Origin of the sequence: Streptomyces montanus, from assembly GCF_005786655.1 — a bacterium.
GTDB classification, from domain to species: Bacteria; Actinomycetota; Actinomycetes; order Streptomycetales; family Streptomycetaceae; genus Streptomyces; species Streptomyces sporangiiformans.
Window position 1 is genome coordinate 1 of sequence record NZ_VBZC01000044.1, and the last position, 24242, is coordinate 24242.

Here is a 24242-nt window from a genome sequence, read left to right on the forward strand (position 1 = left end):
CGGGCGGCGGCGCGGCCGGCATGGGGGGCGCGCCCGACGGCTGGGCCGCGGGCGGGTACCCGTAGCCTCCGGGGCGGCCGGCCGGGCCTCCCGCGGGAGCGCGCTGCGGAGCCTGCTGGTCGGAGGACGAGGCGAGCGTACGGCTGCGGACCCGGTACAGACCGGTGTCGAGGTCGTCCGCCTTCTCCAGGTGGACCTTGATGGGGCCCATGAAGGTGTAGCGCTGCTGCTTCGCGTAGTCGCGCACCATGCTCGCGAGTTCGTCGCCGAGCTGGCCGGAGTAGGGGCTGAGGCGCTCGAAGTCCGGCGTGCTCAGCTCCACGATGAAGTCGTTGGGGACGACGGTCCGGTCACGGTTCCAGATCGTCGCGTTGTTGTCGCACTCCCGCTGGAGTGCTCCTGCGATCTCGACGGGCTGGACCTCGGACTTGAACACCTTGGCGAAGGTGCCGTTGACCAGGCCTTCGAGACGTTGCTCGAACTTCTTCAGGACTCCCATGGGGCACCTCCTCCTTCGTCATCGTCCTGGTACTGCTTACTGATCGTATCCACGCGCAGGGAAATCGGCTGGTTCCCCCTGTCGGCCCGGTCGACAGGTGTCGAGGCCCACTGAAGTCCCCTCCCGAAGTTCCCTTCGGAGCTGCTCTTCGAACTCCTCCTGCGCACTCCCATGAGAAGGATCGTAGAGGCGGCTTCACCACAGTGTCCCGCACCTGACTGTGGACCTTGTCCGCCTCCTGGGGAGATGGCCGGGACCGGTACGAGGTTGATACGTGAACAGGTTCTGGCCGATACGTGCGGGGTGGGATCTGCGGGGCCCGAGGTGCCGTCCGGGGCGGCTGCGCAGGTGATGCCGGGGGTCGGCCGTCGTGCCGGTGCCCGGTGTCCCGCCCCGGAAAGGGATGTGAATCCACCCTTCGCAGCGTGCTAATCTTCTGGATGTCGGCAGGCGCTCGCACCCCTTGGGGAGAGACGGACGACACACCCAATGCGCGGGTGGCGGAATAGGCAGACGCGCTGGATTCAGGTTCCAGTGCCCGCAAGGGCGTGGGGGTTCAACTCCCCCCTCGCGCACCAGGAGAAACCGACGGAACGGGTCTCTGCAGGTGACGGAAGTCATCGCAGGGGCCCGTTTCTCGTTCCCATGATCGTTGTGAGGCATTACACAGCCTGGTCAGGGCGCCCAACAGGCCCCGACGCGTGAGCTATCTCACGGGTGGGGCCTGTCTTCGTTGTGCTTCGGTGGCCGGGAGTGGATTGATCTATGCCGTTGGCGTAGCCGTTGTAGCCCTCGACGCTGTTGCGGAGCCGGAAGTAGACCTTCTGCCCTTCCGGGCTGCCGTAGTCCAGGGCTTGCCACTGCTTGGGGCCGACTTCGGGGCTGACGGTGATCGTGCGCTCGCGGCAGACCTTGAGTGGACCGGCCGGGCTGGGTTCCGGGGCGATGAGGGGCAGGTGGATGCCGCGACCCATGGTGTAGGGCTTGATGAACCGCCCGGGAGTGCCCGGAGTTGCTCTGCGCCTTCGGGGGCTCACGGCGCTGGCAGGCCTATGTCGCCAACAACGCGCCTGGGCTGCGGCAGGGGCTAGCCCTCATCGGCCAAGTTCGCGATGCCCGCGATGAGGATGTCCAGGGCGAGGTCGAACGCCCGGTCGGACCGTTGGCGTCCGGAGCCGGCCTGCTGGATCGCCGCAATCAGCGCGGGGCTGCGGGCCTGGTCCACTGCCCAGACCTCGGCGGGCGCTGCGAGGTCGAGGGCAGCACCGAGGACGACGCTGTCGCACATTGTGATCACGTCGAGCAGCTGCCCGTTCTGCACGCCGGCGGCGCTCAAGGTCTCGGCGAGCTCCTCGTACATGCCCATGACTTCCGGCGACGATACGGTGTACGCGGTCACCAGCGGAATGAGGCGCGGGTGGCGGGCGAAGCACTCGCGATACCGGCGGAGCAGCGCGCGCACGGTCTGGTCCCACGTCCCCGAGTCGCCGGCCTCGAAGCCCCCCTCGCGGAACACGAAGGAGCGCATCGCCTCGACGATCTCGTCCTTGCTGGAGAGGTGGTTGTACAGCGACGACGGTCGCACTCCGAGCGCGGCCGCGACCTGGGCGATCGTGAACCCGCCCGTGCGGTCGACCAGGTGGAGCGCGGCCATCGCGATGGCGTCCCTGGACAGCAACGGCGTACTGGGCCTACCCACGATTTCCTCTCTTGCCCGACGAATCTTCGACGGATCCCTTGCCATGTGATGCAGATCGCAACGATATTAAAACGAATCGCATTCGTTTACCTCATCGAGGTCGCCATGTCTGCACTCCCTGCCAGCTCCACCTCCTCGGTCCCGGAACCATCCTCGTCCACGTCGGTCTCGACGACGCTCCGCCCGGACTCCATCGGTACCGTCGGCGTGACAGCGACGGTCATCTCGGCGGCCGCGCCCCTCACGGTCATGGCCGGCGTCGCCCCGATCGCGCTGGCCATCGGCGGTGTCGGCGTGCCGGGCGCCTACCTGCTGGCCGGCGCAGTGCTGGCCGTCTTCGCGATCGGCTTCACCGCGATGGCGGCGCAGATCAGGCGGACCGGCGGGTTCTTCGTCTACATCGGGCACGCGTTCGGCGGCACCGCCGGGTTCGCCGCCGCCGTGCTCGCGATCGTGTCCTACAACCTGCTCCAGATCGGGGTCTACGGTCTTTTCGGGATCCAGACTCGCGCGGCGCTCGACGACCTCTTCGGTGTGACCGCTCCGTGGTGGGTGATCTCGGCAATCGCGGTCGTGGTCGTGTTCATCCTGGGAGCGCTCGGGATCGATGTCGGTGCGAAGGTGCTCGTCGTGCTGATCACCCTCGAGTCCGCGATCCTGGCGATCATGGGTATTGCCATCGTCGTCCAGGGTGGCGCTGAGGGGCTCGGGGCCGCGTCGTTCGACCCGAGCAACGTCTTCCAGAGCGGCGTGCTGGCGGTCCTCGGGATCTGCTTCGCCGCGTTCATGGGCTTCGAGTCGACGGCGTTGTACCGTGCGGAGGCGCGCGACCCCGCGCGCACGATCCCGCGGGCGACGTACGCCGCGGTCGGGTTCATGGCGCTGTTCTACTGCTTCATCACCTGGACCGTGGTGCAGGCGCTCGGAGAGGCCGGCGTCCAGGGCGGCGCGGGGAAGCAGGGAGCGGCTCTCTTCTTCGCCACCATCCATCAGTACGTCGGCGCCTGGGCCGAGCACGCGATGTACGTCCTCATCGTGACCAGCGTCTACGCCTCGCAGCTTGCCTTCCACAACGCGATCAACCGCTACGTCTTCGGGATGGCGGAGAGCGGCGCGCTGCCGCGCGTGTTCGCCCGCACCAACCGCGCCGGCAGCCCGGCGTTCGCGGGTGCGGTGCAGAGCCTGCTCGCCATCACCGTCGTGCTCGTCTTCGGACTGGCGGGCCTCGACCCGTTCCAGGACCTGGTCATCAAGGTGAACACCCCCGGCGTCATCGGCGTCATCCTGTTGCAGGCGCTCGTCGCAGCCGCGGCGGTGGCGTTCTTCCTGCGCCGACGCGGCATGCCCCGACGGGTGTTCCTCACCTCGAGCTCGGTGGTCGCGGCCGGCCTGATGGCGTGGGTCATCTATGTCGTGGTCAAGCACATCGAGGTGCTCACGGGCGCGCCCAAGGCAATCAACGACGTACTGGTCGCGATCGTCCCCGCCACGCTCCTCCTCGGTGTCGTCGGTGGCCTCGTGCTGCGGCGCGTCCGCCCGGAGACCATTGCGTTGCTCGCCCGCGACGATGCCGGAACGGAGCTGCCCGAATGATGGACCTCGTCGTCACCGCCGACCGGGTCAGGACCCTGGCCGACGCCGACAACGGCGTGACCGCAGTGGCGATCCGCGCAGGCCGGATCGCCGCCGTCGGCACCCGTGACGACGTGGCCGCGTGGCGTGGACCTGCGACCCGCGTCATCGACCTTGGCGCAGCGACGGTCACGCCGGGTTTCATCGACGCGCATGTCCACCCCGTGCTGGGCGCCCAGCTAACCCGGGGAGTCGGGCTCCTCGGCCTCGACCTCGAGGGCGTACGCCGGGCGCTGGCGGCGCACGCCGCCACCCTCGAACCGGGCGCGTGGGTGCTCGGCTGGGGTCTCGACCCGAACGTGGTGCACGGCCGGAGCCTGACCGCCGCGGACATCGACGACGTCCTCGGTGGGCGGCCCGCTCTCGTCAGGCTCTTCGATGGCCACTCGGCGCTCGCGTCCAGTGGAGCGCTCCGGGTCACGGGTGTCGACGGTCCTGTGGCGTTCGACCAGCGGTCGGAGGTCGTGTGCGAGGCCGACGGCACGCCGACCGGGCTGCTGCTGGAGGCGGCCGCGATCGCGCTCGTGGACAGCGCGGTCCCCACGCCCACGGTCGAGGAGCTCGCGGTACGCACCCACGAGGCGCTGTCCCGGATGGCCGCGCTCGGGATCACTGCGGCCCACGCGCTCGAGCACGCGCCGCAGGCGTCCGCGGTCTACGACCTCATCGAGGCCGAGCACGAGCTGCCGGTGCGGTTGCGCTGCTCGCCCTGGGTCCAACCCGGCACCACCGAGCGTGACTGGGCGGCGGTCGCAGCGCTGCAGGCAACCGGTGGCCGGCGCTGGCAGGTGCGGGGCGCGAAGCTGTTCATCGACGGCACGGTCGACAACGGCACCGCATGGCTCGCCGACCCGGACAGTCTGGGGCAGTCGACGTCGCCGTACTGGCCCGATCCGGCGGAGTACTCCCGCGCGATCGCCTGGTTCGACGCCCACGACGTACCGACGGCGACGCACGCGATCGGTGACGAGGGCGTGCGGCACGCGCTGCGCGCCCTCGCGCGAGCCGGGGGCCGGGTGCCGCACCGGATCGAGCACATCGAGACGATCCCGGACGACCTGGTCGATGCGTTCGCGAGGCTGCCGGTCACCGCCAGCATGCAGCCCACGCACTGCACCGAGTACACCGCGCCCGACCAGAGCGACAACTGGTCGAGCCGGCTCGGTCCGACCCGGGCGAGCCGTGGCTGGCGGATCCGCGACCTGCGCGAGGCCGGCGCTCGCGTCGCCCTCGGGTCCGACTGGCCGATCGCGGACTTCGATCCGCGCGGCATTCTCGCGGCCGCCCGGCTGCGTCGGCGGGGCGGTGCGCCCGAGCGCGCGCCGATCCAGCCGGACCAGGCGATCACGGCGCTGATGGCGCTAGAGGGGTACACCACCCACGCCGCCTGGTCCGTGGGTGAGCAGGCCGAGGCCGGCACGATCGAGGTCGGGAAGCGGGCGGACCTGACGGCGTTCGCCGTGGACCCGATGCTTGCGCCCCCGGACGAGCTGGTCGACGCTTCGATCATGCTCACGGTGTCCGAGGGTGCGATCACCCACGAGTCATTGGTCGGTGCGGCAGGGAGCTGATCACCGCGGCCGCGCTCGCCTCGCCTGCCCGGGGCGACGCGCCGGTCCGGTCGACGGTGCGGGTCGGTGTGGTCCAGCACGCGTGGCGCGCGGACGCCGTCGAACTCACCGAGGTGCTCGACGATGCCCGTCGGGCCGGCCGCGGAGGCTGGGGCGACGCCGGCAGGAACGAACTCGTTCGGATCAGGCTTTGGGCCGCCTGGGACTCTCGAGGTGTCGCCGCACCAACGCCCTTCAGCTGGACGTCGCGCAACGGCTCTCCGCGTGGGTGGTAAGGCGATACCCGAACGCTCCCCGCTCGGTGACGTCCAGCTGAAGGGCGCTGGTCCGCTGTGCGGAACTTACAACGCGTCAGTGCCCCAGCTCGTCGAGTGCGCGATCGAGCGCGGCTACGAAGAACTCCGCCGACTCCCGGTCGATGCAGAGCGGCGGCTTGACCTTGAGCACGTTCAGGTGGTCGCCCGTGGGCTGCATGACGACGCCGAGCTCCAGGAGTCGGTCGCAGATCGCAGCGGTCTCCTGCGTCGCCGGCTCCAGCGTCGCCCGGTCGCGTACGAACTCGACGCCAAGGTACAGCCCCGTGCCGTGGACGGCAGCGAGCAGCGGATGGCGCTTGCCGAGACCGTTGAGCAACCGCTTGAGATGCCCGCCCACCTCGCGCGCATTCTCCTGCAACCGCTCGTCGCGGATCACGTCGAGGACGGTGAGCCCCACGACGCTCGAGAGGGGACTCCCGCCCGTCGAGGAGAAGAAGTACCCCTGGGTGCGATAGGTGTCGGCGACGGACCGCGAGGTGATGACGGCGCCGAGCGGATGCCCGTTGCCCATCGCCTTCGCCACCGTGACAATGTCGGGCACGACGCCCTGCTGCTCGAAACCCCAGAACCACTCGCCGAGCCGGCCGTAGCCGACCTGGACTTCGTCAGCGATCGCGAGACCGCCCGCGGCGCGCACGGCATCGTAGACGGTGTCGAGGTAGCCGTCGGGCAGTGCGATCCCGCCGGCATTGCCGTAGAAGGACTCGGCCAGGAAGGCCGCGGGCGGGCGTCCCGCCGCGACGAGCCCGGCGATGACGGATGCGGCTTCCGGCGCGTAGCGCGCGGCGTCCGCCCCCCGGTGGCGCCCTCGGAAGGAGTTCGGCGCGTCGACCTGGTGCACCCAGTCCGGCCGCGTCTGAAGCGCGTTCGGGTTGTCGGTGATCGAGGTCGACACCGCGTCGCTGGCGTAGGTCCACCCGTGATAGGCCTCTCGGACCGACACGACGTCGCGCCGTCCGGTAGCCGCCATCGAGAGGCGCAGGGCGAGGTCGACAGCTTCCGAGCCGGAGTTGACGAGGAAGACCGTGTCGAGCGGTTCGGGCAGCGTCGCCGCGAGGCGCTCCGAAAACTCGACGATCGCGCCATAGTGAAAGCGCGAGTTGGTGTTCAGCCGGCGCACCTGACGGGATACCGCCGAAGCGATCCGCGGGTGCGCGTGGCCGAGGGCGGTCACGTTGTTGACCATGTCGAGGTAGGCGCGCCCGTCGACGTCGACGAGGTGCTGCCGCCAGCCGCGCTCGATACGCGGCGGACGGGCGTAGTAGTGCTCCTGCACCTCGGCGACGGAGTGAGTGCGTCGCTCCAGGAGGGACGCTGCCGAGCTCGGGCGGTCGGTTGCGCTCCCCGGCATCGTTCCGAGGTCGAGGTCTGGGGCCAGGCCTGGGTCCAGACCGGATCCGGGATCGGAACCAATCAAGGGCGAGGGGTCGGTGACGTGGGCGAGCCAGCCGGCGGCGTACTCCGGACGGACGAGCGCGGGAACCTCCGGCGCACCGGCTGCCCGCAGTTGGACGCGCAGCCGATCGGCGATTCCGAGCTCCGCGCCCGCGGCGACCAGGTCCCCGCTGGCGAGGCGGCTGTGGAGGCCGTCGAGCACGAGCTCACCGCCGCCGTGGCGGATGACGATCGTCGTGCCGGTCGCCGTGACGAGGCCCTCCACGGGGCAGGTGAGGGTAGTGGGCGTAACGAACCACACGTCGATGCCCGTCGCGACCGTCGCGGGGGACACCGGTGAGAGGGCGCGTGTGGCATCGACACGGGCGGCACCGAAACGGGTAACGACCGCGGCAGCTCCATCCACGAGACGAGCGCGGGCGGCCCTCTCGGCGAGGCCCTCCTCGAGCCAGGCTCCGTTGTCTGCGGCATCCGCGACGACGGAGAGGTCAAGTGTCTCGACACGACCGTCGAAGTCTGGAACAAGGGAACCGAGGCTGAAGGTGTCATCGGCCCGGGCAGGCGCGGCATCTGCCCCGGACTCGTCGAGACCGAGTGCGTCGCAGAGGAGCGCGGTCATGACCGGGACCGGGATCGAGGTCGCTTGCTCGAAAACGCGCCACTCGCGTTCGATTCCCGCCGCCACATAGTCGTTGTCGCCATCGACGGCGAGCTGGTGCTCTCCGCTCACGACGAGCACGGCACCGCGCAGCACCACGAGGGGCCAGAGCGCGCGTGCCTCGGCGACGGACAGCGGGCGCCTCTGGTGGAAGGCACGGACTGCGGGCAGCACCGTGTGCGGCTCGCTGCCGGCGTGGTGCAGCACGGAGGAGATCGTGACCGCGATCTCGGCCACCGCCCAGGAGCGCGAGATGTCGCCGAAGTCGATGAGGCCGTCGGGCAGCCCCGTCTCCGGGTCGCACACCACGTTGTCATCGGTGATGTCGAAGTGCCCTGGCTGCACCGGCAGCTCGCCGGCGACGGCCGCCACGGCCACCCACGCCGCGCTCGCGGCATCCCTTACTCGCTCGCGCCGTCCGGCGTCGGGGTGGTGACAGGCGAGGAGGTCGACGACGCGCTTGGCGTGGAGGAGGTTCCACTGGAGCACGCGGTCGAGTCCAGGGTGGTCGAAGCTTCGCAGCGCGATGCTCGTCGCCGCCGCAAGCTCGCCCATGCGGGCCACCGCGACGGGAGAGAGGTACGCGCTGCCCGTGAGCGTGCCGCCCGGCAGGAACCTGAGGAGGCGGAGCTTCAGCCGACCTTGGCTCGTCGGCAGCGTACGGGCAAGGGGCGCCCCCGCAGCGTCCCGAAGCACGGTCGCGGCGCGAAGGCCGGGCTCGGCGGCCGCGACTGCCTCGGCCGCCTCGTCCTGCCCGGCGGTCTCGGCATCACTGAAGGCGGGGTTGGAAATCTTCAGGATCGCAATCTCAGCGTCGGCATGGTCGCGCACGATGAAGTTCTGGTCCTGGTGACTGCCGATCTGCTCGACGCGGGCGTCGAGCGCGAAGTGCTCGGCGAGGAGGTCGACGACCTCGCTCGCACCGAGGGTTGGACCGACAAGCTCGCCGGCCTCGAAGAAGTCGAAGCCGGGTCGTGCACCTTTCGGACGCGCGCCGTCGCTCATCGTCGGGAAACCTCTCGTGCGGGGTCGTCTTGCGGGCTCGACGCATGTCCGTGTCGCCCTCGGAGACGACGGAACCTAGCGTTGACTGAAAATTCAGTCAAGAGTGTTGTCGTTGGGGAGGGGCGTTGAAGTCGAGGAGCCGCTCGGCAAACGACCGGAGGAGACCGAGCACCTCCTCGGTGCTTCGGTCGCCCGAGAGCCACCGCCCGTCGAGCCCCTCCATGAAAATCGTGAGGGCGAGTGCCACCTCGTCGGCGTCCAGACTTGCCGCAACCTCCCCGGCCTCCTGTGCGCGGCGGATGCTCGCTGCGATGTCGGCGTGCCACATCCGCGTCGCCTCGATCATGGGCTCACGCAGGGCCTCCTCGTAGATGGCCGAGGCGCGGAGCTCGTGCCAGGCGCGCGCGTTCTCGACAATGTCGGGCTCGTCGTAAAACTCGATGAGCAACTGGTTGACGAGCCTGTCCCGCTCCGTTTCGCCGGGAACGTCGGCGCGCATTCGGGAGGCGATCGCCCGGTCGTTGACGTAGAAGAGCGCCGCGCGGAGCAGGCCGTCGCGGTCGGTGAAGTGGTAGTAGAGGAGGCTCGTCGACACCCCCGCATAGTCGGCGACATCGTTGACCCGCAGCCCCCGCACTCCGCGCTCGGCGATCGCCTTCGCACTGGCCTCGAGAATCGCATCCCGCTTGCTCATGGGCCCTCCTGACTGGAATGTCAGTCGAGCCTATGAGGTCGGGGGCGAGGTGAGGGGTGAGGGTCCGTAAGGCTTTCATCCTCCGGGACGTCGGTCGCGAGACGCCCCGGTGCGGCCTGGCCCGGCCCCTGGCTTCGGCCCCCTGGGCGAAGCGCTGGTATGCGGTCGGCCAGGCCGGAGAACGCCTCACCTCCCTCGGCGCACCAGAACTGTCTTGCGCCGCTCAACGAGCTCATAGGCCATGCGAAGCGAGGTCTGAGCGGCGCGTCCTACTTGAAGGTCGGGGTAAGTCAGCCGCCGCCGCCGCCGCGAGGAGCATGCGTAACCGTTGGTCGACACGGCTCCTGAAGCCGCGGGCGACGCGTCGGTGAAGCTCGATGAAGCCGTTGACGGCGGCTTTGGTGTCGGCGCGGCCGGTCTCGCGGTAGGCCAGGAACGTCTCGCGGCACTGCTGCAGGGTCTCGCCGAGTCGCCTGATCTCGGGGATCGGCCGGCGACTCGTCGGCCCTCAACGCTCCTGGTAGACGGGTCGGAGTTGCACCCCGGCGGCGCCGTCCGCACCGTGCCGACGTTCAACGGCGACTCTGCCTGGAGCGCGGGTCGCGAGGCGCGGGGACACGGACCGCGCCGCTGTACCTCTGGACGGCGAACACTGACTGACAGTCAGGTCAAGCTGCTTCACTGCATCGCGCACTGGCCATACGATCGCGATTGAGTCTTACTCTTGACAAAGTCTAAACTGGGGCCTACTTTTCAAGCTCCTTGAGTAGGTGTGTGCGGCTTGGGTGGGTTTGTTGGTGTTGGTTGGCCGCCACACCCGGCCTACTGAAATCGGAGTTGGACATGAGGTGCTACGACTGCCTCCAGGAGGCGCGCAGCGACACCACCGGCATCGGTGTGTGCTCGCGCTGCGGCTTGGCCGCCTGCGAGAACCACGCCCGCATACGTCAGGTACAGGTCACCCGCCAGATCGGCATGGGCGCTTCGCACGGCCGTATCCCGGCACGCAGGGTGGTATGCCACACCTGCGACATGGCCGAGACGGCGCACTGACCCGCATGGTGTGCTTATCAAAAAACGGCATCACCGGTCGCCGAATGCGCGCTGTCCGTCCGAGCACGCGTTCTTGGCCTGCCCGGACGCCGTCCCGGATCACTGGCGCGGCGTCCGGGCCTCAGCCGTGGCCACGGCTCGGTGCGCCATGCTGGAGGCGCAACCGCGGACGACAAGATGTCGTAGGAGCAGGGCGATGACGGATCAGTCGCCGGGTGTCCAGGACGTCGACTGCAGCGTGGGTGGGGCTCTCCGGCAGAGACCTCCACCAGTAAAGCCCCGCAGGTCTTGGACCTGCGGGGCTTTCGCGTTGTGCAGGACGTCGTCCGGGCGCTGTCACGGGAAGTGCGCATGACGATGCTCACATGCCTCGTGCCGTGCGGCTTTCCCACGTGGAGACGGCTTTCCCGGGTGAGGACAATCACACGGGACGAAAGCTGTGGGGTGACCCTGCCCGGGGGTTTTCCACAGGCCCGGAGTTGTCCACAGGGGCTCACGCCGATCGACGCTCGACGGTACCTTCGTGGCCGGTTGATGTTCGTGCGCGGGGGAGGCGGTCGGTGTGAGCGAGCTCGGTGGCGCGGTGGCGGCGCGGGACGCGGGTCCCAGGGTTTCTCGGGTGGGTGGCTTCGCGGAGTGGCCCGCGAAGGGGTCGCCCAAGGAGGAGGGCAAGGCGTTGCGGGGCCGGGTGCCGCGTGACGCGCACGCGTTCTTGGACGTGAACGGTGACCGGCCGGACGCCGTGAGAGCCGTCGAGGAGTCCAACCGCGGCCGCATCTCCGAGCTCACGGCGATACGGGTCGGCAGGATGGCGGCGACGCCCTTCGCGTTCCTGCGCGGTTCGGCCGGGCTTATGGGGTACGACCTGGCGCGTACGCCCACGACGGGCATCGGCGCGCAGATCTGCGGGGACGCGCACGCGGGGAACTTCGGTCTGTACGCGGACGCGCGCGGCGGCCTCGTCATCGATCTGAACGACTTCGACGAGACGGTGCACGGACCGTGGGAGTGGGACCTCAAGCGGCTAGCTGCCTCACTGGTGCTCGCAGGCCGGGAGGCCGGAGCGGACGAGGACACCTGCCGCAAGGCGGCGCGGTACGCGGCGGGGTCCTATCGGCGCACCATGCGGCTGCTCGCCAAACTCCCCGTCCTCGAGGCCTGGAACGCTATCGCAGACGAGGAGCTCGTTTCGCACACCGACGCCCACGATCTGCTGGGCACACTGGAGCGGGTCTCGGAGAAGGCGCGGGGCAACACCAGCGGTCGCTTCGCCGCGAGGTCGACGGAGGCGGTCGAGGGCGGCGGGCGCCGCTTCGTCGATGCGCCGCCGGTGCTGCGGCGCATCCCCGACGCGGAGGCCGCCGTGGTCTCGGCGTCACTCCAGGAGTACCTGACCACGCTCTCCGAGGACCGGCTCCCGCTCCTCGCGCGGTACGCGGTGCACGACGTCGCGTTCCGGATCGTCGGCACGGGCAGCGTGGGCCTGCGCTCGTACGTGGTGCTGCTGCTCGATCACCGTGGTGAAGCTCTCGTCCTGCAGGTGAAGGAGGCCCGCTCCTCCGTCCTGTTGCCGCACCTGGAGACGGTGGGTCTGACGGTGCCGGAGCTCGGGCACGAGGGCCGCCGTGTCGTCCTCGGCCAGAAGCGCATGCAGGTCGTCAGCGACATTCTGCTGGGCTGGACCTCGGTCGACGGACGGCCCTTCCAGGTACGCCAGTTCCGCAACCGCAAGGGCAGCGTCGATCCCGCGGCACTGGCCGCCGACCAGATCGACGACTACGCCCGTATGACGGGGGCATTGCTGGCGCGGGCGCACGCCCACAGTGCCGATCCGCGACTGGTCGCGGGGTACTGCGGCAAGAGCGAGGAACTGGACGAGGCGATCGCCTCGTTCTCCGTGGCCTACGCGGACCGGACCGAGCAGGACCATGCTGCGCTGGTGGCGGCTGTGCGGTCGGGGAGGGTCGCGGGGGAGATGGGAGTGTGACCGCGAGGGGAGAGACCGGAGGGAACGCGGCCGGGCTGTGAGGCAGGCGGCGGCTGAGGAGTGGATCCGCGTGGAGGGCTTGAACCGTGGCCTAGGCTGGACAAGTGACGACCCCGGAAGCTGAGCAGTCCCAGCCCGAGCAGCCCGAGCCGCCCGTTGAGGAGGAGGCTCCCGTGCCGTCGGCGCACGAGGTCCCGCCGACCTCGGACGAGGGCGCGGCCAGTGAGGGTTCCGTTGGGGAGAGTTCTCGTGGCGAGAGGGCCGACGAGACCGAGGTCACCAGTGAGACCGGTGAGGTCTCTGGTGAGTCCGGTGAGATCTCCGGTGAGAGCGGTCAGGTCTCTGGCGAGACCGATGAGACTGGTGAGATCTCTGGTGAGACCGGGGAGGCCTCCGGTGAGACCGGCGAGGTCCCCGCTGAGGGCGGCGAGGCTTCCGGTGAGGAGCCGGATCGGCCCGAGGCGCGGCTGGAGCGGGCCGTGCGTGCGGCCGAGCAGGCGCTGATCGAGTACGAGATCGCCGTGGAGACCTTCCGGGTCGAGGTGGAGAACTTCTCCCGGCTGCACCATCAGAAGCTCGGGCCGATGTACGCGCGGCTCGACGAGCTGGAGGCACAGATCGCCGAGGCCCGCGCCGAGCGGACCCGCGACCCGGAGGATGTGCGCAAGGCGCAGGAGGCGCGGGCCCGGGTCATGCCGATGCCGGGGGTCGAGGAGTTGTTCCACGACTGGCTCGACTCCGACGGGCTGTCCCCGGAGGCCTCGGCCATGCTCACCGAGCAGCCCGTACGGCCACCGCAGCGCGTGCGGCCGAGCGAGGAGGCCCGCAAGCTCTACCGCGAACTGGCCCGCAAGGCTCACCCCGACCTGGCGCAGGACGAGGCGGAGCGCAAGCAGCGCGACGAGTTCATCGCCCGGGTCAACGCCGCGTACGGCCGCGGGGACGAAGCCCTGCTCCGGGAGCTGGCCGAGGAGTGGGCCGCCGGCCCCGTCCCCGAGGAGTGGCGCCCGAGCCGCAGCGAGGAGCTCTACGCCCGCCTCGAATGGCTCGCCCAGCGCAAGGAACTGCTCACGGTCGTGGCCCGTGACCTGGAGGAGAGCGCGATCGGCGCGATGCTGAAGATCGCGCCGGACGATCCCGACCGTCTCCTGGAGGAGATCGCCGAGCAGCTCCTGGCACAGGTGAGCGAGCGTGAGGCGGAACTGGCGTCGCTGCTCGGGTAGCGTCGGGGGTATGCAATTCGGAGCTGGTGTGCCCACGGTCGAGGTCGGAGATCTCGCGGACGGAGCTTTTCTGCTGGACGTCCGGGAGGACGACGAGTGGCAGGCGGGTCACGCGGAGGGGGCGCTGCACATCCCCATGAGTGAGTTCGTCGCGCGCTACGGCGAGCTGACCGGTGCGGCACCGCAGGAGGGCAGGGTCCACGTGATCTGCCGCTCGGGCGGCCGCTCAGCACAGGTCGCGATGTACCTGGTCCAGCAGGGCATCGACGCGGTGAACGTCGACGGCGGCATGCAGGTCTGGGCAGCCACCGGCCGCCCCGTCGTGGACGACAAGGGGCAGTCGGGCTTCGTCCTCTAGCGAGAGCGCCGCAGCGAGGTGCCGGGCTGCTTGTGAGCGGCCCGCTTCCAAGAGCCTCCAAGGGCCTCCAAGGAGACGGTCACCCCAACGTGTGCGCCGCCAGCAGATCCCCGAGTGCCTCCTCGTGTGCCGCCGCCGGGCCGAGTGAGAGCTCCAGTTGCTTGGCCCAGGCGTGGTAGCGGTGCAGGGGGTAGTCGGTGTCGGCGCCGAAGCCGCCGTGCAGATGCTGCGCGGTCTGCACGACCCGTCGTACGCCCTCGGAGGCCCAGATCTTCGCCACCGCGACGTCGCCGGACGGGGGCAGCGCCCCGCCCGCCCCTGTGCTGATCCGCCACGCGGCCTGCCAGAGTGTCGCTTCCATCGCGCGCAGGTCGATATAGCGGTCGGCGGCCTGCACGGCCACCGCCTGGAACGTGGCGACCGGGAACCCGAACTGCTCCCGCTTGCTGGTGTATTCACTCGTCATCCCGAGCACGCCCTCCCCCAGTCCGAGCGCCAGCGCACACGTTCCGGTGGCGAGCAGCTCCCGCAGCGACTCCCAGGCGCCGTCGGCATCGATGACGTCACGGGCGGCGAGACGTACGGAGTCCAGCCTGAGTTCACCGAGCCGTTCACCGGTCGTGGAGAACTGATCGGCGAGTTCGGCTCCTTCGTGGACGCGGGGCACGAGGGCGAGTACGGCGCCGCCGGAGCTGGTGCTCAGGGCGGGCACGACGACGAAGTCCGCGTTGTGCGCCCAGGGGACGGCCGTCTGTATGCCGTCCAGTACCCACTCGTGGCCCTCGCGCCGTGCGGTCACGGCGAGTTCGGCGCCGTCATGTCCGGTCCGGCCGTTCGCGGCGACGGTCAGTACCAGTTCGCCCCGGCCGGCTCGCGCGAGCAGCCCCGCCTTCAACTCCTCGGCGCCGTACGTCTGCACGGCCAGGGCCGCCGCACTGCTCTCCAGCAGCGGCACCCGTGCGAGCACTTTCGCCGACTCGCGCAGCACCAGGCACAGCGCGATGGCGTCGAGGCCCGCCCCGCCGTAGTTCTCGTCCAGGAGCAGGCTCAGCAGATCCGCGTCGGCGAGCCGGGCCCACAGCGCCCGGTCGAAGTCGTCCGCGACGGCGCCGGTGGTGAGCGCGGGGGAGGGAACCCCGTCCGGTGCGACGCCGGCGAACACCGCCTTCGCCGCCTCCACGGCCGCCTGCTGCTCCTCGGTGAAGGTGAAGTCCACAGCCCTGTCCTCCCACGTGCCGACCCATCGGGCGGATCTGACGGAGCGTCAAGGTAGAACAGGTTCTATGAAAAGGGAACGGCACGACGAGAAGGGAACGGTACGGAAGAGAAGGAAGAGACAGGAACGGTACGAAGGGAAGGGAACTGCGCGACAGGAAGGGCGCAGCCGATGAGCCGGGCTCACCGGTCGAAGTCCAACTCCACTTTCTCCGTGGCCGGATGGGACTGGCAGGCCAGCACATACCCCGCTTCCGTCTCCTCCGGCTCCAGCGCGAAGTTGCGGTCCATCCGCACTTCACCGGAGACCAGGAACGCCCGGCACGTCCCGCACACCCCGCCCCTGCAGGCGTACGGCGCGTCGGGTCGGTTGCGCAGGACCGTCTCCAGAAGCGGCTCGCCGTCCCGCACCGGCCAGGTACCCGCGCGCCCGTCGAGCCGCGCGGTCACCGTGCTGTGCGCGGGAGCCGGTACGGCGGCGGGCGGCGCGACCCCGGCGTCCACGTGGAAGATCTCCTCGTGGATACGGCTGCGCTGCACCCCGAGACCGCGCAGCGCCCGCTCTGCCCCCTGCACCAGCCCGAACGGCCCGCACAGGAACCAGCCCGTGACCGCTTCGACCGGCAGCAGCGCCGGAAGCAGCCCCATGAGCCGCTCCCGGTCGAGCCGCCCTGACGGCAGACCCGCCTGCTGCTCCTCCCGCGAGAGCACCGTCACCAGCTGAAACCGCTCCGGATAGCGGTCCTTCAGGTCGGCGACCTCTTCCAGGAACATCGTCGAGGCGGACGTACGGTCGCTGCGGATGAGGCAGAACCGCGCCTCCGGCTCCCGCGCCAGCAGCGTCGTGACGATCGACAGCACCGGCGTGATGCCGCTCCCGCCGACCACGGCCGCGTACAGCCCGGGCGCCGGTTCGAGCGTGAACCGGCCGGCCGGCGTCATCACCTCCAGCTCGGCGCCGGCACCGATCTCCTTGAGCGCGTACGTGGAGAAGGCCCCCTCCTCGACCAGCCGGACCCCGACTCGCAGCGTCCGGGGCCCGCCGCCGTCCGGGGACGTGGGGTCGGGCGCGGGCGAGCAGATCGAGTACGTTCGCCGTATCTCCACGCCGTCGACCGTGCGCCGCAGGGCCAGGTGCTGGCCCGGCGTGTACCGGTACTCCTCGCGCAACTCCGGCGGCACCGCGAAGGTCAGGGCCACGGAGTCGTCGGTGAGCCGGTCGACCGCGGCCACCGGGAGCGTGTGGAAGCGTGCCATCACAACTCCTTGAAGTGGTCGAACGGTTCACGGCAGGACAGGCAGCGCCGCAGCGCCTTGCACGCGGTGGACGAGAAGCGGCTGAGCAGTTCGGTGTCGGCCGAGCCGCAGTGCGGACAGCGCACGGGGTCCGCCTCCGGTTCCTCCGGCGCCTGCGCGGTCGTACGCGTGGGGCCGAGAGACACGGGGACCGGCTCCGTCGTCCGCTGCGCACGCGGTGGCGCTATCCCGAACTCCCGCAGCTTGCGGCGTCCTTCCTCCGAGATGTCGTTCGTCGTCCAGGCCGGGGAGAGGACAGTCTGGACGGTCACCTCCGCCATACCGTGCTCGTGCAGCACTCGCTCGATGTCCGACGACATCGCCTCGATGGCCGGGCAACCGGTGTACGTGGGCGTCAGCTCGACCTCGACCGAGCCGGCGCCACGGACATGGACCGCGCGCAGCACGCCCAGCTCCTCAAGGGTGAGCACGGGCAGTTCGGGGTCGGGCACGGACCCGGCGAGTCTGCGCAGCTCCTCTTCGAGGGTGGTCGTCTCCTCATCGAGGAGAGGCGTGTCCTCATCGAAGTGGGTCGTCCTGGTCACCATGACGCCCCCGGGTGGCTGCGGTGCAGATGCTGCATCTCGGCGAGCATGCGTCCGAACGGTTCCGTGTGCAGCCCCTGCCGTCCGGCGCCCGCGCTCCATGCCCCGGTCCGGGGCCCCTCCGGTGTGTCGAGGGTCGCCCTGCGCAGGACGGCGGAGACGGACGCGAGCCAATGGCCCTGCAGGGCGGGCCAGTCGACGTCCACCCCTTCGACCGGCTGGAACATCTCACCCGTGTACCGCCACAGTGCCTCGCACGCACGCCGCATCCGCTCATGGCTCTCGGCCGTGCCGTCGCCCAGCCGCAGCGTCCAGTGCTCGGCGTGGTCCTGGTGGTAGGCGACCTCCTTGACGGCCTTGGCCGCGAGCGGGGCGAACTCGCCGTCCCCGGCGGCCAGTTCCGCGTACAGCAGTCGCTGGTAGGTGGAGAAGTACAGTTGGCGGGCGATCGTGTGGGCGAAGTCGCCGTTCGGCTGCTCGACCAGCTGGAGGTTGCGGAAGGCGCGTTCCTCGCGGAGATACGCCAGCTCGTCCTCGTCGCCGGCCATCGACAGGAGCACCCGCGCCTGGCCGAGCAGATCGAGGGCGATGTTGGCGAGCGCCACGTCCTCTTCGAGTACGGGCGCCCTGCCCGCCCACTCCCCCAGGCGGTGCGAGAGCACCAGCGCGTCGTCGCCGAGGGCGAGGGCGGCCGGGGAACCGGCGGTGACCGTCACAGGTGCTTCACCCCTTCCGGGATCTCGTAGAACGTCGGGTGCCGGTACGGCTTGTCGCCGGCCGGTTCGAAGAAGGGGTCCTTCTCGTCCGGCGAGGACGCGGTGATCGCGGTGGACGGGACGACCCATATCGAGACGCCCTCGCCGCGCCGGGTGTAGAGATCGCGGGCATTGCGCAGGGCCATCTCGGCGTCCGGTGCGTGCAGGCTGCCGGCGTGGGTGTGCGACAGTCCGCGGCGCGAGCGCACGAAGACCTCCCACAGGGGCCAGTCGTTGGTGGTCATGCTCGCGCCTTTCCGGTCGCCTGCTTGTCGGCGTACGCCGCGGCCGCCTCGCGTACCCAGGCACCTTCTTCGTGTGCCTGCCTCCGCTGGGTCATCCGCTGTTCGTTGCACGGTCCGTTGCCCTTGAGGACCTCCCAGAACTCCGTCCAGTCGATCGCCCCGAAGTCGTGGTGCCCCCGCTCCTCGTTCCACCGCAACTCCGGGTCGGGCAGGGTCAGTCCGAGGGACTCGGCCTGCGGGACACAGATGTCCACGAAACGCTGGCGCAGCTCGTCGTTCGAGTGCCGCTTGATCTTCCAGGCCATGGACTGCGCGGAGTGCGCGGACTCGTCGTCGGGCGGGCCGAACATCATCAGCGACGGCCACCACCAGCGGTTCACGGCGTCCTGCGCCATCTCGTGCTGCTCCGGGGTGCCGCGGCTGAGGGCCAGCAGCGACTCGTACCCCTGGCGTTGGTGGAACGACTCCTCCTTGCAGACGCGGACCATCGCACGCGCGTACGGACCGTACGAGCAGCGGCACAGAGGCACCTGGTTGGTGATCGCGGCGCCGTCCACCAGCCAGCCGATCGCGCCGACGTCCGCCCAGGTCAGCGTGGGGTAGTTGAAGATCGACGAGTACTTCTGGCGGCCGTTGTGCAGCTTGTCGAGCAGCTCGTCGCGGCTGGTGCCGAGGGTTTCCGCCGCACTGTAGAGATACAGCCCGTGCCCGGCCTCGTCCTGGACCTTGGCCATCAGGATCGCCTTGCGGCGCAACGACGGCGCGCGCGTGATCCAGTTGGCCTCCGGCTGCATGCCGATGATCTCGGAGTGGGCGTGCTGCGCTATCTGCCGGACCAGCGTCGAGCGGTAGGCGTCGGGCATCCAGTCGCGCGGTTCGATGCGCTCGTCGGCTGCCACGGCGGCGTCGAAGACAGCCTCGTACGCCGCCGCTGTCCGCGCGGCTTCGTCCGCCGTCCCGTCCGCGTCTGCGCGGGCCGTCTGGTGCGCGGCTGCTGTCGCCATGCGGTTCCCCTCGACCTTGAGTGAGCTCCCGACCGATCGTTCGGTTCGTTCGATTCAATGGTGGGACGAGGGCCGTAAGGTGTCAACCGCTGTGGATAACCTCGTGATCGCTGTGTCTCCCGGGGCTGTGCCGGGCGGGCGGGCCTGAGTACCGTTCCGGTGCGACGGTCGCGGGGCGGCGCCGCAAGGGCGGTACGGCGGCACCCCGCGCGCCGGCGACCGGAATCTGACCGACACCGGGAACGGGGCGGAATGGACGCGTACGACGAGGGCTCGAACGCCCGGCACGAGCCGCCGAGCGAGCCCGCGGCCACCGCCCCCGCCGCGTCCGCGCCGGAGCCGGACAACGCAGGCCCCGCCGACTCCCCGCCCGACGACCGCGCAGCTTCCGCCGGGCCGGCGCCGAACAACCGCGCAGTTCCCGCCGGGCCCGCGCCGAACAACCGCGCAGTTCCTGCGGCCTCCGCGGCTCCCGCGGCTCCGGCTTCCGCAGCCCCTGCGGCTCCCGCGGCTCCCGCTCCCGCAGATCCCGCCCCGCCACCGCAGGATGCCCCCGCGCCCCCGCTCCTGCCCCCGCCTCCGCCCCCGCCCGGCATAGCGGCCCTCTCCCCCCGCTACCAGGTCGTCGCCGCTCTCGCCTTCGCGGTCGTCGCGGTCGCCGCCTGTGTGCACCTCGGCACGGCGTTCCTGCACGTCGCGCCCTCGAACACGGTCACGAAGCAGCACGGGCGGGCGATCGACGAGTGGGTCTACCCCGAGTTCGAGCAGAACTGGAAGCTCTTCGCGCCCAACCCGCTGCAGCAGAACATCGCGGTCCAGGTCCGCGCCGAGGTGCGCGCCACGGACGGCGGCGTCAGGACGACCCGCTGGTACGACCTCTCCGCCCTGGACGGCGCGGCCATCGACGGCAATCTGCTGCCCAGCCACACCCAGCAGAACGAACTGCGCCGGGCCTGGGACTTCTACGTGGCCACGCACGACAGCGAGAACCGTCCGGCCGGCCTGCGCGGCGCCCTCTCCGAGCGCTATCTGCGCCGCATCGTGGTGCTGCGCCTGGACCGGGAGCAGGCGGGCGGCCGTGGCGCGGTCGTCCAGCAGGTCCAGGTCCGGTCCCGTACGACCAATGTGCCGCCTCCCGAGTGGAGCCAGGAGCAGGTGTCCGCCAAGCCCGTCATCCGTGAGCTTCCCTGGTGGCTGTTGACCGAGGCTGACCGGGCGGCGGGGACGCGTGCCGTGGAGACGGAGGCGAGGGCCCGATGAGCGGTGGCTACGAGCGCAGGAGCCGCTTCGAGCGCAGGACCCGCCTCGACCGGGGGACCCGCGTCGACGGGGCGCTCGCGCGCGGCATCTCCCGGGTCACCGGTGCGGCCCTGGGCCCGTACCAGACCGCCGTGATCCGCATCGGCTTCGCCGTCACCTGGTTGCTGTTCCTGCTGCGCGAGTTCCCGCACCGGCAGGAGATGTACGGGCCCGACGGCCCGTGGAGCTGGGATCTCGCCCAGCAGCTCATCGCCGACAACGGCGCTTTCACGGCCCTGATGTGGTCCGACAGCCAGGCCTGGTTCGAGATCGTCTACGCGCTGGCCGTGCTGTCGAGCGCCCTGCTGCTGCTCGGCTGGCGCACCCGCACCATGTCCGTGGTCTTCATGTTCGGCGTGCTCTCGCTGCAGAACCGCAGCGTCTTCATGGGGGACGGCGGCGACAACGTCATCCATCTGATGGCGATATACCTGGTGTTCACCCGTTGCGGTCAGGTGTGGTCACTGGACGATCGGCGGGAACGTCGCGCGCGTGAGGCACACGCGCGTGGCGTGTGGCCGGGACCCGACCGGGTCGGTCCCACCCTGTGGGGCGTGCTCGGAGTGACGCTGCTCGCGGCCACGCTCGCGGGCAAGATCACCAGCGGCTGGCTGGGCGGCTGGCTGACGGTCTTCTGGGGGCTCTGGGCCGTGCAGGGCCTGTGGTGGATCGTCGGACGCCGTGCGCGCACCCCGGAGCCGCGGATCCTGCTCGACGTCATCGCGAACCTCGTCCACAACGCCGCCCTGTTCGTGATCATGGCCGAGGCCTGTCTGATCTACGCGACCGCCGGCTGGTACAAGATCCAGGGCTCGCGCTGGCAGGACGGCACCGCCGTCTACTACCCGCTGCACCTCGACTACTTCTCGCCCTGGCCGGCGCTCTCCGACCTGCTGACCGCCAACGGCACGCTGGTGATGCTGGTGACCTACGGGACGGTCATCGTGCAGGTCGCCTTCCCCTTCACGCTGTTCAATCGGCGGGTGAAGAACGTGCTGCTGGCGGTCATGATCACCGAGCATGCCGTGATCGCCGTGGTGCTCGGCCTGCCCTTCTTCTCGCTGGCGATGATCGCGGCGGACGCGGTCTTCCTGCCGACGTCCTTCCTGCGACGCCTCGGCGGCGTGGTGGCACGCGTGCCGAGCCGGTATGGGGGACGGCTGTTTTCGCGCGGCGACCGTGCGCTGCCGGGGCCGCGCGAGGGCGATCCGCGCACCCCGGAAACGGGCGAGCAGCCGCACGTAGGCTTCACGGCATGACGGTCTCCCACGACCCCCTACGCGCCTGGCACCGGCTCGCCGGCACCTCCGTGCTGCTCGACGGCTTCCACGCCCTCAAGCACGCCGTGCGTTTCCAGGCCCGGATCCCGGTCGCCGTCACCACCGACCGGGGGGCTGCCCTCGCGCTGGCCGAGGAGCTGGCCACGGACGTACGGGACGCGCTCGACGAGCTGCTGGTGGAGGTCCCCGAGGCGACGTTCAAGGCACTCGTTCCCCGCCCGCACCCCACCGCGGTCGCCGCCCTGGCGGTACGGCCCTCCCGTGCGGCCAACCTGGAGACGCTGGCCCGCACACCCCGCCCCGCACCCGTCGTCGTCCTCGACAACCCCCGCAACCTGGGCAACGCCGGAGCCGTGATCCGTCTCGCCGCCGGCTTCGGGGTGACCGGTGTGGTCACGACGGGCACACTCGATCCCTGGCATCCCACGGTCGTACGCGGTGGAGCGGGCCTGCACTTCGCCACGGCCGTGGAGCGGCTGGCCGTGGCCGAACTGCCCCCGGGCCCGGTGTTCGCCCTCGACCCGGAGGGCGAGGACATCCGCGGCGTGAAGCTCCCGGACGACGCCGTGCTGGCCTTCGGCTCCGAACGCAGCGGCCTGTCCGCAGAACTGCGCGCCCGCACCGACCACCTGGTGTCCCTGCCGATGCGCCCCCAGGTCTCCAGCTACAACCTCGCGACCAGTGTCGCCATGACGCTGTTCCACTGGAGCGCGACCGGGGGCGGGGCGGCGAGCGCTTAGGGGAGCGGGACCGTGCCGGGCGGCCCTGACATCCGCCCGGCATGACCGTGTGAACGCGGGCTCACGCCTCCCGTCGTACCTCCACCACCCGGAAGCGGTTGGCCACGAAGGCCCCGTCGCACAGCGCCGAGTTCGCCGCCGGGTTGCCGCCCGAGCCGTGGAAGTCGGAGAAGGCTGCCGTCTGGTTGACGTAGACACCGCCGGTCAGGTTCAGCGAGAGCTGGGCGCACTCCTCCAGGCAGGCCTCCTGCACGGCCTGCTCGACCTCCTGTGAGGTCGTGTACGCGCCGACCGTCATCGCGCCCTTGTCGCTGATCGTCCGGCGCAGGAGATCCACGGCGTCAGCGGCCGAGTCGACGGCGACCGCGAAGGAGACCGGCCCGAAGCACTCGCTCGTGTAGGCCGCCTCCGAGTCCGCCCCCTCCCAGTACTTCCGCGCGCCGTCCAGTTTCACGATCACCGGCGTCCGGACGACCGCGTCCGGGAACTCCGGGTTACTGATCTCCCGTGAGGCGAGGGCGACTTCGCCCAGCCCGGACGCGGCCTCCAGGCGGGCCTTCACATCCGGGTTCACGATCGCTCCGAGCAGGGCGCCCGCGCGGGCATCGTCCCCGAGGAGTCCGCCGACCGCCTTCGCCAGGTCGGCCACCACCTCGTCGTACGACTTGGGGCCATCCTCCGTGCGGATGCCGTCGCGGGGGATCAGCAGGTTCTGCGGAGTCGTGCACATCTGGCCGCTGTAGAGGGACAGGGAGAAGGCCAGGTTCGCCAGCATCCCCTTGTAGTTGTCGGTCGACTCCACGATCACCGAGTTGACGCCGGCCTTCTCCGTGTAGACCTGCGCCTGGCGGGCGTTGGTCTCCAGCCAGTCGCCGAACGCCGTCGAGCCCGTGTAGTCGATGATCCGGATCTCCGGGCGTACGGCCAGCGTCTTGGCGATGCCCTCTCCGGGCCGCTCGGCGGCCAGCGCCACCAGGTTCGGGTCGAAGCCCGCTTCGGCGAGCACCTCGCGGGCCGCCTGGACCGTGAGCGCGAGCGGCAGCACCGCGCGCGGGTGGGGTTTCACCAGGACCGCGTTTCCCGTGGCGAGGGAGGCGAACAGGCCCGGGTAGCCGTTCCACGTCGGGAAGGTGTTGCAGCCGATCAGCAGCGCGATGCCGCGCGGTACGGGCGTGAACCGCTTGGTGAGCGCGAGCGGGTCGCGCTTGCCCTGGGGCTTGGTCCACTCGGCGTTCTCCGGGGTACGGACCTGCTCCGCGTACGCGTACGCCACCGCCTCCAGGGCGCGGTCCTGGGCGTGTGGGCCGCCCGCCTGGAACGCCATCATGAAGGCCTGGCCGCTGGTGTGCATGACCGCGTGCGCGAACTCGTGGGTGCGGTCGCTGATCCGCTTGAGGATCTCCAGACAGACCACCGCGCGTGTCTCCGGGCCCGCGTCACGCCATGCGCGCCCGCCCGCGCGCATGGCGGGCAGCAGCACGTCGATGTCCGCGTGCGGATACGTGACCCCCAGCTCGATGCCGTACGGGGAGACCTCGCCGCCCACCCAGTCGTCGGTGCCGGGCTGGCCGAGGTCGAGGCGGCTGCCCAGCAGGGCGTCGAAGGCGGCCTTGCCCTCCGCCATGCCCAGGCTGCCGTTCTCGCCGTATGCCTTCGGGTGCTCGGGGTGCGGTGACCAGTACGCGCGCGTGCGGATCGCTTCCAGCGCCTGATCGAGGGTGGGCCGGTGCTGGGCGATCAGCTGGGGCGCGGTGCGTTCGGCGGCGGCCATC

General features: G+C 70.4%; 22 protein-coding genes and 1 tRNA gene. 11 read left to right on the forward strand and 12 right to left on the reverse strand.

All coding sequences use genetic code 11. The annotated features are described in order from the left end of the window. On the reverse strand, positions 1–499 hold a 499-nt coding region (locus FE633_RS32045), incomplete at its 3' end, for a DUF3662 domain-containing protein (protein ID WP_138048683.1). Between the two features lie 491 nt (positions 500–990). Here FE633_RS32045 and FE633_RS32050 point away from each other — a divergent pair. Next, a tRNA-Leu gene (locus tag FE633_RS32050) sits at positions 991–1077 on the forward strand. An 84-nt stretch (positions 1078–1161) separates the two neighbouring features. On the opposite strand, the gene FE633_RS48780 is transcribed toward FE633_RS32050, so the two are convergent. Next, on the reverse strand, positions 1162–1473 hold the full coding sequence (locus FE633_RS48780) for a hypothetical protein (protein WP_246113930.1): 312 nt from the start codon (positions 1471–1473) through the stop codon (positions 1162–1164). A 113-nt stretch (positions 1474–1586) separates the two neighbouring features. Further along, the gene (locus FE633_RS32060) at positions 1587–2198 is read right to left on the reverse strand and encodes a TetR/AcrR family transcriptional regulator (RefSeq protein WP_212747307.1); all 612 of its coding nucleotides are present in this window, start codon (positions 2196–2198) and stop codon (positions 1587–1589) included. 48 nt (positions 2199–2246) lie between these two features. Here FE633_RS32060 and FE633_RS32065 point away from each other — a divergent pair, with 48 nt between their 5' ends. Next, positions 2247–3791 (forward strand): APC family permease, encoded by a 1545-nt coding sequence (locus tag FE633_RS32065; protein WP_246113937.1) that lies wholly within the window; start codon positions 2247–2249, stop codon positions 3789–3791. Next, positions 3788–5401, forward strand: coding sequence for an amidohydrolase (locus FE633_RS32070; RefSeq protein ID WP_212747308.1), 1614 nt, complete (start codon positions 3788–3790; stop codon positions 5399–5401). Before FE633_RS32065 ends, FE633_RS32070 begins: the two co-directional genes overlap by 4 nt. Positions 5402–5752: 351 nt before the next feature. Here the strand turns inward: FE633_RS32070 and FE633_RS32075 are convergent, their stop codons facing one another. Then, complete coding sequence (locus FE633_RS32075; RefSeq protein ID WP_138048685.1) at positions 5753–8776, reverse strand: aminotransferase; 3024 nt, start codon at positions 8774–8776, stop codon at positions 5753–5755. Between the two features lie 97 nt (positions 8777–8873). Continuing rightward, the gene (locus FE633_RS32080) at positions 8874–9470 is read right to left on the reverse strand and encodes a TetR/AcrR family transcriptional regulator (RefSeq protein WP_138048686.1); all 597 of its coding nucleotides are present in this window, start codon (positions 9468–9470) and stop codon (positions 8874–8876) included. A gap of 328 nt (positions 9471–9798) precedes the next feature. On the opposite strand from FE633_RS32080, the gene FE633_RS32085 reads away from it, so the two are divergent. From FE633_RS32085 to FE633_RS32105, 5 genes are all read left to right on the forward strand, one after another. Beyond that, positions 9799–10185, forward strand: a complete 387-nt coding sequence (locus FE633_RS32085) for a hypothetical protein (RefSeq protein WP_138048687.1) — start codon at positions 9799–9801, stop codon at positions 10183–10185. A 128-nt stretch (positions 10186–10313) separates the two neighbouring features. Continuing rightward, positions 10314–10523 (forward strand): DUF2180 family protein, encoded by a 210-nt coding sequence (locus tag FE633_RS32090; RefSeq protein WP_138048688.1) that lies wholly within the window; start codon positions 10314–10316, stop codon positions 10521–10523. 562 nt (positions 10524–11085) lie between these two features. Then, positions 11086–12510 (forward strand): DUF2252 domain-containing protein, encoded by a 1425-nt coding sequence (locus tag FE633_RS32095; RefSeq protein WP_138048689.1) that lies wholly within the window; start codon positions 11086–11088, stop codon positions 12508–12510. 467 nt (positions 12511–12977) lie between these two features. Next, positions 12978–13733, forward strand: a complete 756-nt coding sequence (locus FE633_RS32100; protein ID WP_171060200.1) for a J domain-containing protein — start codon at positions 12978–12980, stop codon at positions 13731–13733. 28 nt (positions 13734–13761) lie between these two features. Beyond that, the gene (locus FE633_RS32105; RefSeq protein WP_138048750.1) at positions 13762–14091 is read left to right on the forward strand and encodes a rhodanese-like domain-containing protein; all 330 of its coding nucleotides are present in this window, start codon (positions 13762–13764) and stop codon (positions 14089–14091) included. 79 nt (positions 14092–14170) lie between these two features. Here the strand turns inward: FE633_RS32105 and FE633_RS32110 are convergent, their stop codons facing one another. The 6 genes from FE633_RS32110 to paaA all read right to left on the reverse strand — a co-directional run bounded on the left by FE633_RS32110 (position 14171) and on the right by paaA (position 19151). Then, positions 14171–15307, reverse strand: a complete 1137-nt coding sequence (locus FE633_RS32110) for an acyl-CoA dehydrogenase family protein (RefSeq protein WP_138048691.1) — start codon at positions 15305–15307, stop codon at positions 14171–14173. A gap of 182 nt (positions 15308–15489) precedes the next feature. Next, on the reverse strand, positions 15490–16563 hold the full coding sequence (locus tag FE633_RS32115; protein WP_138048692.1) for a 2Fe-2S iron-sulfur cluster-binding protein: 1074 nt from the start codon (positions 16561–16563) through the stop codon (positions 15490–15492). Then, on the reverse strand, positions 16563–17150 hold the full coding sequence (gene paaD / locus FE633_RS32120; protein WP_138048693.1) for a 1,2-phenylacetyl-CoA epoxidase subunit PaaD: 588 nt from the start codon (positions 17148–17150) through the stop codon (positions 16563–16565). Before paaD ends, FE633_RS32115 begins: the two co-directional genes overlap by 1 nt. Next, entirely contained in the window at positions 17144–17863 is a 720-nt protein-coding gene (gene paaC / locus FE633_RS32125) for a 1,2-phenylacetyl-CoA epoxidase subunit PaaC (protein WP_138048694.1), read from the reverse strand. Before paaC ends, paaD begins: the two co-directional genes overlap by 7 nt. Further along, positions 17860–18147, reverse strand: a complete 288-nt coding sequence (paaB, locus tag FE633_RS32130) for a 1,2-phenylacetyl-CoA epoxidase subunit PaaB (RefSeq protein WP_138048695.1) — start codon at positions 18145–18147, stop codon at positions 17860–17862. Before paaB ends, paaC begins: the two co-directional genes overlap by 4 nt. After that, positions 18144–19151 (reverse strand): 1,2-phenylacetyl-CoA epoxidase subunit PaaA, encoded by a 1008-nt coding sequence (gene paaA, locus FE633_RS32135; protein WP_138048696.1) that lies wholly within the window; start codon positions 19149–19151, stop codon positions 18144–18146. Before paaA ends, paaB begins: the two co-directional genes overlap by 4 nt. A 252-nt stretch (positions 19152–19403) precedes the next feature. Between paaA and FE633_RS32140 the strand changes: the two genes are divergently transcribed. The 3 genes from FE633_RS32140 to FE633_RS32150 are packed head-to-tail and all read left to right on the forward strand — an operon-like array spanning position 19404 to position 22470. Next, complete coding sequence (locus FE633_RS32140; RefSeq protein ID WP_138048697.1) at positions 19404–20411, forward strand: DUF5819 family protein; 1008 nt, start codon at positions 19404–19406, stop codon at positions 20409–20411. Continuing rightward, positions 20408–21709 carry an HTTM domain-containing protein gene (locus FE633_RS32145; protein WP_138048698.1) on the forward strand — a complete coding sequence of 434 codons (1302 nt, stop codon included), beginning with the start codon at positions 20408–20410 and terminating at the stop codon, positions 21707–21709. The genes FE633_RS32140 and FE633_RS32145 overlap by 4 nt, the downstream gene beginning before the upstream one ends. Then, positions 21706–22470 carry a TrmH family RNA methyltransferase gene (locus tag FE633_RS32150; RefSeq protein ID WP_138048699.1) on the forward strand — a complete coding sequence of 255 codons (765 nt, stop codon included), beginning with the start codon at positions 21706–21708 and terminating at the stop codon, positions 22468–22470. Before FE633_RS32145 ends, FE633_RS32150 begins: the two co-directional genes overlap by 4 nt. 61 nt (positions 22471–22531) lie before the next feature. Here the strand turns inward: FE633_RS32150 and paaN are convergent, their stop codons facing one another. Beyond that, positions 22532–24241: a phenylacetic acid degradation protein PaaN gene (gene paaN, locus FE633_RS32155; RefSeq protein ID WP_138048700.1), complete on the reverse strand. Its 1710-nt coding sequence runs from the start codon at positions 24239–24241 to the stop codon at positions 22532–22534. Between the last annotated feature and the right edge of the window lies 1 nt (position 24242).